The sequence below is a fragment of the Janthinobacterium amylolyticum genome, from assembly GCF_051380655.1.
Lineage (GTDB): Bacteria > Pseudomonadota > Gammaproteobacteria > Burkholderiales > Burkholderiaceae_D > Janthinobacterium.
In genome coordinates, this window is record NZ_JBNYXL010000008.1 from 191914 (window position 1) to 205807 (window position 13894).

Genomic DNA, 13894 nt, shown 5'->3' on the forward strand with positions numbered 1-13894 from the left:
CGCTTTTGCGCGGCGTCAAGCCGGCTACGCCTGCCCTTCCTCCGTGATCAGCGCATGGTGGGCGCCCACGGCCGCCATCACCCCATCGGCCATGGCAAAGCTGATATTGGCCATGGCGCGCGCCGCGTCGCCGGCCGCATGCACGCCCGGCACGGAAGTCATCTTCATGGCGTCCACTTGCACGATGGGTCCCATCATGCCCTCTTCCAATTCGCAACCCAGCTGCTGCGCCAGCGGACTGGCCTGCTGCACGGGGGCGGCCAGGAACAGCGCCCGTAGAGGGATCAAACGGCCATCGGCCAGGCGCACGCCGGAGATCGCCGGCGACTCCCCCTCGATGGCGGTGACGGCGCTGCCCTCAATGCTGACCTTGCGCCGCGCCAGCAATGCCAGGGCGTCATCGTCGAGCGGCGGCATGCCTGCCGTGAACAGGGTCACGTCGCCCCAGTCGGCAATCAGACTGGCCTGGTGTACGGATGCGGGCAGCCGGCCCAGCACGCCGATGGGGCCGCCGCCGATTTCATAGCCATGGCAATACGGGCAATGCAGCACGCTCCGGCCCCAGCGCTCGGCCACGCCGGGCAGCTCGGGCAAGATATCGCGCACGCCCGTGGCCAGAATCAGGCGGCGCCCTTGCACCACCGTGCCATCGTCCAGGGCCACCTGAAAGGCAAGCTTGGCGGAAGCAAGCGGCGCGGCCAGATGCACGGTGCCCGACAGCTGGGTCACGTTCGGATACGCGGCCAGCTGCGCGCGCGCCTCGGCCAGGATGGCGCTGCCGGGCTTGCCATCGTGCGCCAGCACGCCATGCGCGTGGGAGGCAAAGCGGTTGCGCGGCGTGCCGGCGTCGATGATGGCGATGGGACGGCGCGTGCGCGCCAGTTGCAGCGCTGCCGACAGGCCGGCAAAGCTGCCGCCGATGATGATGACGTCAAACATGGTGAACTCCTGGCAATTAGGGGTGGGAATGGGGAGGCGGCGGGCCGCCGGCAATAAAAGGCGCGCCGTCACCGATGTCATGCAGCAGCGCCTGCAGGCTGATGTCGCCCAGGCGCGCCACCAGCATGGCTTCGGCATCGCGGTAGACGTCGGCCAGCACCCGCGTCACGGCCCGCTCGACCAGGCATTGCGAATGCGGCGCGCCGATATCGACTTTCAGCGTCACGCTTTCCTGCAAGGCCGCGTAGACGTCGCGCAGGCTGATGGCGGACAAAGGCCGTGCCAGCGACCAGCCCCCGCCATGGCCGCGCAAGGATTGCACGATGCCGGCCTGGCGCAGGCTGGCCATCGTGCGCCGCACCACCACGGGGTTCGTGTGCAGGCATTGCGCCAGGGTGTCGGAAGTCATGGGTTCGACCTGCCCGGCCATGTGCAGCAGGCCGTGCAGGACAGTGGAGAGTCGGCTCGGTGTTTTCATGTAACAATTATAGTTACGAATAAAAGTAAACGCAAGTTAACTGCGTATGTAATGTGTTCAGGTTTTGAAATCGAGTTTTTTCATGGCCGCATCGATGCCCTTGGCGCTGCGCGCATAGCCCTCCCACGGCGCGTTGCCCACGTCGAGCCGGCTATGCACGTTACCGACATTCCATGCATCGCCCGCCTTCAGCTTGTCCAGTTCGTCCCAGCCCAGCGGCACGGAAATGCCCAGACCCGAGCGCGTGCGGGCCGACCACGCGCACACGGTGGTGGCACCGCGGCCGTTGCGCAGGTAGTCGATGAAGATCTTGCCGACCCGGTTGCTCGGTCCGCTTTTCACGACAAAGCGCTGCGGAATGATCTGGGCCATGTGCGCCACGATGGCTTGCGAAAACGCCTTCACCGTGTCCCAGTCATGCTTGGGGCGGATGGGCACGACCACGTGCAAGCCCTTGCCGCCGCTGGTTTTCAGCCAGGCGGGCAAGCCCAGCTCCGTCAAAAAGGCGCGCAGCAGCACGGCCGCTTCCTGGATGGCGGGCCAGGCCACGCCCTTGCCCGGGTCGAGGTCGAAGACCAGGCGGTTCGGCGTGTCATAGCTGCTGGCCAGCGCATTTTGCGTGTGAAATTCCACCACATTCCATTGCGCCGCCGATAGCAAGCCTTGCGCCGTTGCAACCTCCAGCATGGGCGGATGCTCGGGATCGAGGCGCGCATCGAGCTGTTTGACGCCGGGCATTTTCGACGTGTCCGCATGCTTCTGGAAAAACAGTTCGCCTCCCACGCCGGCCGGCGCGCGCACCAGCGACACGGGCCGCCCGCGCAGGTGCACGAGCATCAGCTTGCTGACCAGCGCGTAATAGCGCACGAGGTCGATCTTGCGCGCGCCACTGTCCCGGTCGATCACCCGCTCCGCATGGCTGACCTTGAAACTGGCCGGCAAGACACTGTCCGGCTCGGTATTCTTTCGCTGCATGGTTTTCTCCTTCTCGATCCGCTGCGCCCGCTCGCGCACGATGGCGGCTGGTTTCTTATCCAGGCGCAAGCCGTGAAATACGCCATGACGGATGGAACCGCCGCTGGTCCATTGCGCAAAGCTGACTTCGGCCACCAGTTGCGGCTTGACCCACAGGGGGGCGCGCACGCCGCCCGCCTTGCCCACAAACGGACTGGTATCCACGACCAGCGCGTCGAGGCGGCGCCGCAAATCGCGCAAGGCGGCATCGTCAAAACCGCTGCCCACATTGCCCGCATAGCGCAGCTGCCCTTCTGCATCATGGACGCCCAGCAACAGCGACCCCAGGCCTTCGCGCGCGCCCTGCGGCGCCGTATAGCCGCCGATGACGAATTCCTGGCGCTGCCCGCACTTCAGCTTGATCCAGTCGCCGGAGCGGCGCGAGACATACGGCGAACCGCGCCGCTTGCCGATCACGCCTTCCAGCCCCAGCTTGCAGGCTTGGGCCAGCAATTGCCGCGGCGCGGCGTCGAGTGTGTCACTGAAACGCACAAGCGGCGACGTTGGCAAATTCTGCAACAACTGCCGCAGCAGCGCGCGGCGCGCCTCGACGGGCTGGCCGCGCAGATCGTGGCCATCGAAATACGGCACATCGAACAGGTAATACACGATCTCGCTCGTCGTGTCCGCCTCGAACGCGCGCTGCAGGGCGCCGAAATCGGGCCGCCCATCGGCGCCAATGACGACGATTTCGCCGTCATACCAGCCCGGCGGCAAGCCCAGCTTTTGCAAGGCCGCATGCAGCTTGGTCAGCTTGTGCGTCCAGTCATTGCCATTGCGCGTGAGCAGGGCCAGCTGTTTGCCATCGCAGCGGGCGAGGATGCGGTAGCCGTCAAATTTTGCTTCGAACAGCCAATCCTGCGCATCGGGCGGCGGCGCGTCGGCCAGGGTGGCCAGTTGCGGCGACAAGGTGGCGGGCAGTTTCGCCGCTGGCGCTACCGGCGCTGCCGGCGGACTTTCGCTCTGCTTGCGCTTCGGCACAGGTTTATGTTTGACGCTGTCGGGGAACTCGTCGACGACGGAAAACTCCAGCGCTGGCCGGGCATACTCGTCTTTTTCCTTGATCAGCAGCCAGGCCGGCTGCTTTTCGCTGCGCTTGTCGCCCTTGCCTTTCATGCGCACCAGCACCCACTTGCCATGCATCTTGTGCCCATGCAAGGTGAATTTCAGCTCGCCGGCCGCCAGCGCCTTGCGCGCATCCGGCGTTGCCGCCTGTGGCTGCCACGTCCCCTTGTCCCAGATGATGACCTTGCCCGCGCCGTACTGCTTTTCCGGGATGGTGCCCTCGAAGCTGGAATAGGAAATGGGATGGTCTTCCACCTGCACCGCCATGCGCTTGTCGTGCGTATCGTAGCTGGGGCCTTTCGGCACGGCCCAGCTTTTCATCGTGCCATCGAGTTCCAAACGAAAATCGTAGTGCAGGCGGCTGGCCCAGTGCTTCTGGATGACGAAAGTGAGCGCAGCGCCAGGCGCCTCGTCGCCGCCAGCGGGCTTGGGCGTGATGGCGAAATTGCGCTTGGACTGGTAGGTCTTCAAGGCGGCTTTCATGGCGAACCCATGCAGTGAGGATGGCACCGAGTCTAGGCCGCCGGGGCCATCGGCGCGGTACGCCAGCTAACAGAGTGCCGACGAGAGTCCCGGCGCCAGCAAATGTAAGTGTTTGTAATTGCCCGCAATCCATGTCAACGCTATTGCCGCACGGCGCGTTTTTGCCTCAGTGACAGGGGAAATGCATCTCCTGAACTACAACCCCACTTCTCGAGGATCTGCATCATGAAAAAACGCATTGTCAATATCACTGCTACTCTGATCGCCGGCTTGTTCGCTACCGCAGCCTTTGCTCAAACGCCAGCCGTGCCAGCCAAGGCCGAAGCCAAGCACACCAAGGAAGTGGCCAACGCAGAAGCCAAGGAAACCAAGGCCGTCGTGAAAGCCGATGCGAAAGAAGCAGCCGTTGCCGCCGATGCCAAGGCCGATGTCGCCAGCGCCAAGGCTGACGCCAAAGCCACCAAGGCCAAGGCTCACCACAAGGCCAGCAAAGCCAAGGCCAAGGCCGCCGAAGACAAGGCTGAAGCGACCGCGGCAGCAGCCAAGTAATCCACCAGCCTTGCTCCACACAGAAAGACAGCTTCGGCTGTCTTTTTGTGCATGGAAAGCGGGGCCGCTACATCTGCCGGAACTGGCGCGCGAATGCCTCGCTGACCGGCAACGAGCCGCGCCCACCCTTCAGGCGGATATGCATCGCCGTGCCGTCCTTGTCGATGCGCTCGATCGCATGCAGATTGACGATGCTGCTGCGGTGAATCTGCGCAAACTGCCCGGGATCGAGCTGCTCCAGTAACTCCTTCAAGGTCAGGCGGATCAGCCCTTCCCCTGCGGCGCTCGCCACGCGCGTGTATTTGCCATCCGACTGGAAGAAATCGATCTCGCTCACCAGCAGCAGGCGCAAGGTATTGCCGGTCGATGCCTTGATCCATTTCAGGTAAGACGCCGGCCCCGCAAACACCTTCTGCCACACGGCAATTGCCGGCGGCGTGCACTCCCCGCCGCGCGCCTGCAGTCGCTTGACGGTCTGCAGCAGGCGCGCTGTCGCCAGCGGCTTGACCAGGTAATCGGCGGCGCCAGCATCGAACGCCGCCAGCGCATGCTCTGCATAGGCCGTGACAAACACCACCTGGCAGTGCGCGGGCAGATGCCGCGCCACTTCCAGGCCATTCAAGCCCGGCATCTGTATATCGAGGAAGACAATGTCCGGCTGCTGTCCAGCGATCAAGGCCAGCGCCGCGATGCCATCGCCGGCCTCGCCCGCAATCTGCAAGCCTGGCCACAGCAGCTGCAGCTGGTCGCGCAGTTCCGCACGCAGTAGCGGTTCATCTTCAACGATCAAGGCGCGCGGCATCACGCACCTCCTGCCGAAAGCGGCAGGCGCAAGATGGCCGTCACGCCGCCCGGACTTGCCTGTGCCACCTCCAGGATGGCAGCCCCACCGTAAAGCAACGCCAGACGGGCATGAATATTCGACAGTCCCAATCCATGACCATGTGCTGCGCTGCCAGCCAGGCCGGCGCCGTCATCGTGCACGGCCACTTCCAGCATGCCAGCCCGCAGCGCGGCGGCCAGGCGCACGCTGCCCGGCTGCGGCACGCCCTGCAAGCCATGCCGCAATGCGTTCTCCACCAGCGAAAGGAGCATGGCCGGTGGCATCGGCAAGGCGCGCAGATCGTCCTGCACGTCGATGGAGTAGGACAGGCGCTGGCCCATGCGGATCTGCATGAGGGCCAGGTAATCGCGCGCCAGGTCGATTTCGCGGCCCAGGGTCGACGATACCGAGCGCATGTCCGGCAAAGCATTCTGCAGGTAGCCAATCAGGTGGTCGAGCATCTCCAGAGCCGCAGGCGTATCCGTGCGTACCAGGTACTTCAGGTTGGCCAGGGTATTGAACAAAAAATGCGGTTCGACCTGTGCCTGCAGCGCGGACAGGCGCGCCTGCAAGGCTTCGCGTTCGGCGGCCTGTTCACGCAATACGGCATCCTGCGCACGCAGACGCCACGCGAGGCTGGCCTGCAGCTGCGCCGTCACCGCTTCTACGGCGCGCAACGCGCTACCGGTCTGCATGCACAGGCATTGCACGCTCAGGATGCGGCCCACGTGGATGCGTACACCCTGTCCCGGCTCCGCCCACAGGCGCACTTGCGTGGCGCCGAACAGGCAAAAAGGCCGCTGCCGCCCCAGCACGATGATGCGCTTGAACGGGTCATGCGCAAAGGCCGGCGGCCCCGTCAGGCCCAGTGCCTGGCCCGTCCCCAGGCCGGACAGCGCCTCCGCGCACAAATCAAAGCTGGTAAAAATGTCGAATGGCGACACCAGTTCACGCGAGACGCGCGCCGCCACCAGTTCCTCGCTCAGGGCAACACCTTCCTCGCTGAATTTGCGCAGCTGCTGGTGCACCATCGTGCGGGCACAGATGGCTGGCAACAGCAGCATGAACGCGCCATACGCCAGCTGCAACCAGCCCGCCGTGCTGCCTTTGAGCAGGTGCATCAGCAGCAGCAACATCAAACCCATCACTATCGCCAGTATCGGCAGCATCACGCCGTAGAGGCGCAGCACGGTCTGTTTCAGGTACGCGCGCACCAGGCGCGGATCGTGACATGGCGGAGCGGTGGAAAAGGCGATGGCGGACATGGGATGCGCTCGATATGAAGATGGCGCCATTCTAGCGTGCAGACCAGCCTGCCCGGCCAGCATGCGACAGGCGGGCAGCATCGCTGCATGAAGCACCGTCTGTGAAGCATGAATGCGGCATGCGACAGGCAGAGTGTAAGCGTTTGTAATGTCCGTCAACGCAAGCATTCCCAGCCGCGTTTTCTGCTCAGTGACACGGGAATCATCCCGCCACACCAGACAAACCACCACCGAGGACTGCACCATGAAAAACCGCATCGTCAATATCACCGCTACCCTGATCGCCGGCCTGTTCGCCACCGCAGCCTTCGCCCAAACGCCAGCCGCTCCGGCAGCGCCGGCAGCATCGGTACCGGCCAAAGTGGAAGCGGTCCACACCAAGGCTGTCGCGAAAGCGGACGCCAAGGAAGCGCAAGCCGTCGTGAAGGCCGATGCGAAAGAAGCCAAGGCAGTCGTCGCCGCGAAAACGGAAGTCGCCAGCGCCAAGACGGAAGCTGTCGCCACCAAGGCCAAGGCCCATCACAAGGCCAAGAAAACCAAGGCCAAGGCCGACGAAAAGCTGGCATCGGCCACCGCTGAAGCAGCGCCTGCCGTCACCAAATAATCGCCCTCGTACCCGCAGTCACCAGCCCACTTTACTACCAAGGATTACATCATGAAAAAAGTCATCGCTACCCTGATCGCCGGCCTGTTCGCTACCGCAGCCTTCGCCCAAACGCCAGCCGCTCCGGCAGCATCGGTGCCCGCCAAGGCGGAAGCGGCCCACACCAAGGCCGTGGCCAAGGCTGAAGCCAAGGAAACCAAGGCCGTCGTGAAAGCCGATGCAAAAGAAGCGGCCGTTGCAGCCGATGCGAAGGCCGACGTGGCCAGCGCCAAGGCCGATGCCAAAGTGACGAAAGCCAAGGCGCATCACAAGGCCAAGAAAGCCAAACTGGCGGCGGACGAAGCGAAAGCGGCGGAAGCCATTCCAGCAACGCCGGCGAAGTAATCCTCCGCGCTTCCAGAAAAAGACAGCTTCGGCTGTCTTTTTGCTTTGCGCGACCACAGCAACACCTGAAAGCACTGGCCCCCCTCTGCCAAAGTCCATGTAAAAGCATGTAAAGAAACGAAAAACAACGCTTTCCAGTCACAAAAAATTTGCCACCCTGACCACCGCTCAAATAGAATTGCGAATTATTCTCATTTGCATTCATCTATCAGGAGCCGTTTCATGCCAGGTCGTACCGTCCCCTCTTCCCGCCCCGCACTGTCGCTGCATCCGCTGGCCCTGGCCATTTCACTGGCGCTGGGCGCCGGCATGGCGCATGGTGCCGGCATGGCGCATGGTGCCGAGAGCACCGCGGCCGAAGGCGCCGCCGACGACGCGCCGGTAATGCAGACCATCACGGTCACGGGCAGCAGCGACGCGAACGCGTACACGACGCGCAAGAGCGCCTCCGCCAGCAAGTTCGACCTGTCGCTGCGCGACACGCCGCAAGCCGTCTCCGTCGTCACGCGCGCGCAGATGGACGATTTCAAGCTCGACAACGCCAGCAAGGTGCTGGCGCAAACGACAGGCGTGACGGTGGAAGCGGTGGAAACGGACCGCACCTATTACACGGCGCGCGGCTACGACATCACCAATTTCCAGTTCGACGGCGTGGGTATTCCTTTCGTCTTCGGCAACGTGATGGGCGACCTCGATACGGCGCTGTTCGAGCGCGTCGACATCGTGCGCGGCGCGAACGGCCTGATTTCCTCCACCGGCAATCCATCGGCCACCGTCAACTTCGTGCGCAAGCGCCCGACGGCCGGCCTGGCCGCTGCCGCGGGCGTCACCCTCGGCTCCTGGAATACGCGCCGCCTCGATGCCGACGTATCGACGCCGCTCAGCGCCGATGGCAAGGTGGCCGCGCGCTTTGTCGTCGCGCATGAAGAAGGCGATTCCTACCTGGACCGCTACTCGCCGCGCAAGGATGTCGCCTACGCCATCGTCGAAGCGAAACTCACGCCAGCGACAACCGTGGCCATGGGCCACAGCTACCAGAACAACCTGGCCAAAGGCGGCATGTGGGGCGCCCTGCCCATCGCCTACACGGACGGCACGCCGACCAACTACCCGATTTCCACCTCGACCTCGGCCGACTGGTCGCGCTGGAGTATTCTCAACAACAGCACTTTCGCCGAACTGGCGCACCAGTTCAATGCCGACTGGCGCGTGACCGCCACCGCCACCTACAACCGCTCCAGCTCCGACTCAAAGCTGTTCTATGTTTACGGCACGCCGGACAAGGCCACGGGCGACGGCTTGTTCAGCTATCCGTCGCGCTACGGCTCGACCAACAAGCAGCGCCTGCTCGATGTCGCCGCCACGGGAAAATTCACGCTGGCCGGGCGCCAGCATGACCTGAGCATGGGGCTGGCCTGGTCGAAATCCACGCTCGACGATATCTCTTATTATGGCCGCGGCATCGGCACGGCCCTGCCGAACGGCACGGCGTTCGACGGCTCCTACCCTGAACCGGCCTTTGACGCCTCGACCGATGGCAGCGCCTACCAGGACGAACGCAAGAACGCCTACCTGGCCGCCCGCTTCAACCTGGCCGACAATGCCAAACTGCTGGCAGGCGTAAACACCGTCAAGGCCGGCAGCACGGGCAGCGCGTATGGCGTCAGCCAGGCCAAGTCGCAAAGCGACACCACGCCGTATATCGGCCTGGTGTACGACATCAGCCGCCATGTGTCGGCCTACGGCAGCTACACGGAGATCTTCAACCCGCAAAGCAGCATCGACAGCACGGGCCAGACCCTGGCGGCAGCCACCGGCAAGAGCCTGGAAGCGGGCCTGAAAAGCGACTGGTTCGACGGCCGCTTGAACCTGTCCGGCGCGCTGTTCAAGACGCGCCAGAAGAACGTGGCCGAAGCGGCCGGCACCACGCCCGACTTCAAGACTTTCTACAAGGGCGTCGATTCGGAATCGCAGGGTTTCGAGCTTGATGCCTCGGGCGAACTGGCGAAGGGCTGGCAAGCCAGCGCCGGCTATTCGCAGCTGCACATCAAGGGCGACGACGGCAAGGATGCGCGCACCTTCATCCCGCGCAAGCAGTTCCACCTTGCCACCACCTACCATGTGCCGGCCGTACCGGCGCTGAAAGTGGGCGCCAGCCTGACCTGGCAGGACGCCATCTACAACCGCATCGACGACACGACCACCCTGCACCAGGGCGCGTATGCGCAACTGGGCCTGATGGCCAACTACGCCATCAGCCGCAATGTCAGCCTGTCGCTGAATGTGAACAACGTGACGGACAAGAAGCACCTGACGAGCCTGTACTGGACCCAGTCGCTGTATGCGGCCGGCCGCAATGGCAGCGCCACCCTGAGCTGGAAATACTAGGGAGCCGCCATGCGACTGCGTCCTTCAATGGTGGTTCTGCACCGCTGGTTTGGCCTGGCGGTGGCGCTTTTTCTCTTCGTTTCCGGTCTGACGGGTGCCGTGATCTCGTGGGATCACGAACTTGATGCCTGGCTCAATCCGCAGCTGTTCCACGCCGCCAGCGACACGGAAGCGGGGGTGGCAAAGTCGGGCCTGGAACTGGCGCGCCAGCTCGAGGCGCAGGACCCGCGCCTGCGCGTCAACTACACGCTCACGGCGATCGAGCCTGGCCACACGGCGCTGCTATCGGTCGAGAGCCGGCTCGACCCCGCGACGGGCAAGCCTTTTGAGCCGGGCTTCAATCAGGTGGCCATCGATCCCGTCACGGGCGCCATCCAGGGCACGCGCCAGTGGGGCGTCGTCTCGCTGACGCGCGAAAACCTGCTGCCCTTCCTGTACAAGCTGCACTACACCATGCACATTCCCGATGGCTGGGGCATCGAACTGGGCGTGTGGTTGATGGGCATCGTCGGCATCGTGTGGCTGTTCGATTGCGGCATCGCGCTGTACCTGTCGTTCCCGAACTGGCGCAGCTGGCGCAAATCGCTGGCCTTCCGCTGGCGCGAAGGCGGCCACAAACTGAACTTCGACCTGCACCGCTCGGGCGGCGTGTGGGTCTGGTTGCTGCTGCTGGTGCTGGCCGTCACCTCTGTCTCGATGAATCTGCAAACCCAGGTGATGCGCCCGCTGGTGGCGAAATTTTCCACCCTCAGCCCGAATGCTTTCGACAGCCGCACGCCGCAGCCGCCGGAAAAACCCATCGAGCCGCTGCTGACGCGCGAACAGGCGGTGGCGCTGGCAAAAACGGAAGCGACAAGACGCGGCTGGACGCTGCCCGCTGGCGGCGTGTTTTACTCATCCAGCTACGGCCTGTACGGCGTGGGCTTCTTCGAGGCGGACAACGACCATGGCGACGGTGGCCTGGGCAATGCGTGGCTGTATTTCGATGGCCGCGACGGCAAGCCGGCCGGCGGCGTGGTGCCGGGCACGGGCAGCGCGGGCGACATCTTCCTGCAGGCGCAATTCCCGCTGCATTCGGGGCGCATCCTCGGCCTGCCGGGACGCATCCTGATTTCCGCCATGGGCCTGGTGGTGGCCATGCTGAGCGCGACGGGACTGGTCATCTGGCTGCGCAAGCGCCGCGCGCGCATGCGGCAAGCGGAAAAAACGCCGACGCAGGAAGCGCCAGCACACCCGCTTCATGCAAACTTCAGCAAATAAACCAGGCGGATCGCCACACGGCGGCGCAATTGGGCGACACTGTCCGTCCGACCCATCGCCACGAAAGCTGTCCATGCGCCGCTTGTCCCTGCCACTGATTGCCTCCCTCCTCTTCCCCTGCGCCGCGCTGGCGCAGGACGCCTCCCATGCCGCCTTCGACCAGGTACTGCAAGCGCAGGACCGCGACACTCATGGCGACTTGCGCGCCGTCGTCGTGCTGCGCGATGGCGCCATCGTCGCCGAACGCTATTACAACGGCGAGACGGCCGATACCCTGCACGACATCCGCTCGGCCGGCAAGAGCATCACCGCGCTGCTGGTGGGTGCCGCCGTGGCGCGCGGCCAGCTGGCCACCGGCAAAACGGTGGGCGACTACTGGCCCGAGGTGGCCGGCAGCCCGGCGGGCAAGGTTGTCATCGACGACTTGCTGACCATGCGTTCGGGCCTGGCCGCCTTTGATGAAGACGAACACTCGCCGGGCAATGAAGACAAACTCGATGAAGCGCCCGATCCCGCCGCCTTCGTGCGCGCCGTGCCGGCCGCCACGGCGCCAGGCACGCTGTACCGCTACAACTCGCTGGGTTCCTACATCGCCGGGCGCGTGGTGGAAAACACCAGCGGCGCCGACCTGGAAACGCATGCGGCCAAGGTGTTGTTCGCCCCGCTCGGCATCACGCGCTGGAGCTGGGGCCGCGACGTGGCACACCATCCGAAAGGACAAGGCAACTTGTCGCTGCGCGCGCGCGACACGGCGAAGATCGGGCAGATGGTGCTCGATGATGGGGTGGTGGACGGCCAGCGGGTGATCGACGCCGCCTGGCTGCAAGCCGCATTGGCGCCGCGCGTGGCCATCGGCGCCACGGACCGCTACGCGGACAGCTACGGCTATTTCTGGTACGCGAAGACGCAGGACATCGGCGGCAAGAAGATCGCCGTGCATTTCGCCTCGGGCAACGGCGGCAACAAGATCTATGTGATACCGACCCGCCACATGGTGGTGAGCATCGCGTCCAGCGCGTATGGAAAAGGCTATGGACAACGCCGTTCGGAAGACATCCTGAAAGCCATCCTGGACGCGGATGCCGCGCAGATGTAAGCGTTTGTAATGGCCGTCAACGGCAGCGATCCGGGGCGCGTTTTATGCTCAGTGACACGGGAATCATCCCGGCACCAACAGACATGCCAGACAAACCACCACTGAGGACTGCACCATGAAAAAAGTAATTGCTACCCTGATCGCCGGCCTGTTCGCAAGCGCTGCCTTTGCCCAGGCGCCCGCAGCGCCAGCCGCCCCCGCAGCCTCGGTTCCCGCCAAAGTGGAAGCGGCACATACCAAGGCTGTCGTGAAAGCGGACGCCAAGGAAGCGCAAGCCGTCGTCAAGGCCGATGCGAAAGAAGCCAAGGCAGTCGTCGCCGCGAAAACGGAAGTCGCCAGCGCCAAAGCGGAAGCGGCCACCACGAAAACCAAGGCGCACCACAAGGCCAAGAAAACCAAGGCCAAGGCTGACGAAAAACTGGCATCGGCCGCCGCTGAAGCGGCGCCAGCCAAGTAATCCAGCACATACGTACCCGATTTGATACGCCACCCTACTTACCAGGACATCATCATGAAAAAAGTTATCGCCACCCTCGTTGCCAGCCTGTTTGCCACCGCCGCTTTCGCCCAGGCGCCAGCAGCTCCTGCCGCCACGCCAGCGACGCCTGCCGTAGCAGCCGCGCCAGCAGCCAAGGCTGAAGCGCCGGCAGCAGCCATCAAGCCGGCGGCGCACAAGAAAGCCAAGCATCACAAGGCGAAGAAGGCAGCTCCTGCGGAAAAAGCAGCACCGGCGGCAGCTGCGGAACCAGCTCCTGCGCCTGCACCAGCCAAGTAAGCAGCACGGCATCAAGCAAAAAGACAGGGTTTTCCCTGTCTTTTTTTCGCCCGCTTATTTAGGCATCAGCACCGTGTCGATGACGTTGATCACGCCATTCGACTGGTACACGTCATAGGTGCTGATGTTGGCGCTATTGCCGCTTTCATCCATCACCACGATGTTGTGCATGCCGTTCATGGCGAACATCAGCTTGCCGCCGCTGGCCGTCGGCAGGGTTGCTTTGCCGTCGTGCATCTTGATTTCCTTGGCCAGCGCCTTGAAGTCGTATTTTCCCGGTACCACGTGGTAAGTGAGGATCTTTGTCAGGGTGGCCTTGTTTTCCGGCTTCACCAGGGTGTCGACGGTGCCGGCCGGCAGCTTGCCAAAGGCCGCATTCGTCGGTGCGAACACGGTAAATGGCCCCTTGCCTTTCAGGGTATCGACCAGGCCGGCCGCCTTGACGGCAGCGACCAGGGTCGTGTGGTCGGCTGAATTGACGGCGTTATCGACGATGTCCTTGCTCGGGTACATGCTCTGGCCACCCACCATGGTGGTCATGTCGGCGGCAAAGGGAGCGCTGGCGGCCAGCATGGATGTGACAAACAGTGCTGCGGGAAGGAAGGTGCGCATGATGGATCTCCTGGATGACTGCGTGTGCATGATTGCAGGAGTACTTACGCGGTGGGGCGGGGATTGGATTCAACTTATTTTTTGATTTTGTCCTGATTGGGTGCGGGGGGTGATGTCGGCTTACGCGCCATGCGCTAAGCCGACCTACCGCGCCATGCG

At 63.8% G+C, this 13894-nt stretch carries 14 protein-coding genes; 8 read left to right on the forward strand and 6 right to left on the reverse strand.

What is annotated here, in order from left to right; translation table 11 throughout:
- Positions 1-24: 24 nt before the first annotated feature.
- Genes ACQ4WR_RS18365 through ligD form a run of 3 tightly spaced genes read right to left on the reverse strand, consistent with a single transcriptional unit; the run spans position 25 to position 3979 of the window.
- Entirely contained in the window at positions 25-939 is a 915-nt protein-coding gene (locus tag ACQ4WR_RS18365) for an NAD(P)/FAD-dependent oxidoreductase (RefSeq protein ID WP_436489023.1), read from the reverse strand.
- A 16-nt stretch (positions 940-955) separates the two neighbouring features.
- On the reverse strand, positions 956-1417 hold the full coding sequence (locus tag ACQ4WR_RS18370) for an Rrf2 family transcriptional regulator (RefSeq protein WP_436489024.1): 462 nt from the start codon (positions 1415-1417) through the stop codon (positions 956-958).
- A gap of 57 nt (positions 1418-1474) precedes the next feature.
- Positions 1475-3979: a DNA ligase D gene (ligD, locus tag ACQ4WR_RS18375; RefSeq protein WP_436489026.1), complete on the reverse strand. Its 2505-nt coding sequence runs from the start codon at positions 3977-3979 to the stop codon at positions 1475-1477.
- A gap of 225 nt (positions 3980-4204) precedes the next feature.
- Between ligD and ACQ4WR_RS18380 the strand changes: the two genes are divergently transcribed.
- Complete coding sequence (locus ACQ4WR_RS18380; RefSeq protein ID WP_102293104.1) at positions 4205-4528, forward strand: hypothetical protein; 324 nt, start codon at positions 4205-4207, stop codon at positions 4526-4528.
- Between the two features lie 67 nt (positions 4529-4595).
- Here ACQ4WR_RS18380 and ACQ4WR_RS18385 read toward each other — a convergent pair whose 3' ends face one another.
- Both ACQ4WR_RS18385 and ACQ4WR_RS18390 read right to left on the reverse strand, forming a co-directional pair.
- Positions 4596-5330: a LytR/AlgR family response regulator transcription factor gene (locus tag ACQ4WR_RS18385; protein WP_102293105.1), complete on the reverse strand. Its 735-nt coding sequence runs from the start codon at positions 5328-5330 to the stop codon at positions 4596-4598.
- Positions 5330-6616 (reverse strand): sensor histidine kinase, encoded by a 1287-nt coding sequence (locus ACQ4WR_RS18390; RefSeq protein WP_436489029.1) that lies wholly within the window; start codon positions 6614-6616, stop codon positions 5330-5332. Before ACQ4WR_RS18390 ends, ACQ4WR_RS18385 begins: the two co-directional genes overlap by 1 nt.
- A gap of 244 nt (positions 6617-6860) precedes the next feature.
- Between ACQ4WR_RS18390 and ACQ4WR_RS18395 the strand changes: the two genes are divergently transcribed.
- From ACQ4WR_RS18395 to ACQ4WR_RS18425, 7 genes are all read left to right on the forward strand, one after another.
- Complete coding sequence (locus ACQ4WR_RS18395) at positions 6861-7220, forward strand: hypothetical protein (RefSeq protein ID WP_436489031.1); 360 nt, start codon at positions 6861-6863, stop codon at positions 7218-7220.
- A gap of 51 nt (positions 7221-7271) precedes the next feature.
- Entirely contained in the window at positions 7272-7604 is a 333-nt protein-coding gene (locus ACQ4WR_RS18400; RefSeq protein WP_436489033.1) for a hypothetical protein, read from the forward strand.
- Positions 7605-7826: 222 nt separating this feature from the next.
- Positions 7827-9992, forward strand: coding sequence for a TonB-dependent siderophore receptor (locus ACQ4WR_RS18405; RefSeq protein ID WP_436489035.1), 2166 nt, complete (start codon positions 7827-7829; stop codon positions 9990-9992).
- Between the two features lie 15 nt (positions 9993-10007).
- Entirely contained in the window at positions 10008-11252 is a 1245-nt protein-coding gene (locus ACQ4WR_RS18410) for a PepSY-associated TM helix domain-containing protein (RefSeq protein ID WP_436489257.1), read from the forward strand.
- A gap of 73 nt (positions 11253-11325) precedes the next feature.
- Positions 11326-12348, forward strand: a complete 1023-nt coding sequence (locus tag ACQ4WR_RS18415; protein ID WP_436489036.1) for a serine hydrolase domain-containing protein — start codon at positions 11326-11328, stop codon at positions 12346-12348.
- Positions 12349-12463: 115 nt separating this feature from the next.
- Positions 12464-12805 carry a hypothetical protein gene (locus ACQ4WR_RS18420; protein ID WP_436489038.1) on the forward strand — a complete coding sequence of 114 codons (342 nt, stop codon included), beginning with the start codon at positions 12464-12466 and terminating at the stop codon, positions 12803-12805.
- Positions 12806-12859: 54 nt separating this feature from the next.
- Positions 12860-13123 (forward strand): hypothetical protein, encoded by a 264-nt coding sequence (locus ACQ4WR_RS18425; RefSeq protein ID WP_436489039.1) that lies wholly within the window; start codon positions 12860-12862, stop codon positions 13121-13123.
- Between the two features lie 54 nt (positions 13124-13177).
- On the opposite strand, the gene ACQ4WR_RS18430 is transcribed toward ACQ4WR_RS18425, so the two are convergent.
- On the reverse strand, positions 13178-13735 hold the full coding sequence (locus tag ACQ4WR_RS18430; protein ID WP_374755225.1) for a fasciclin domain-containing protein: 558 nt from the start codon (positions 13733-13735) through the stop codon (positions 13178-13180).
- Between the last annotated feature and the right edge of the window lie 159 nt (positions 13736-13894).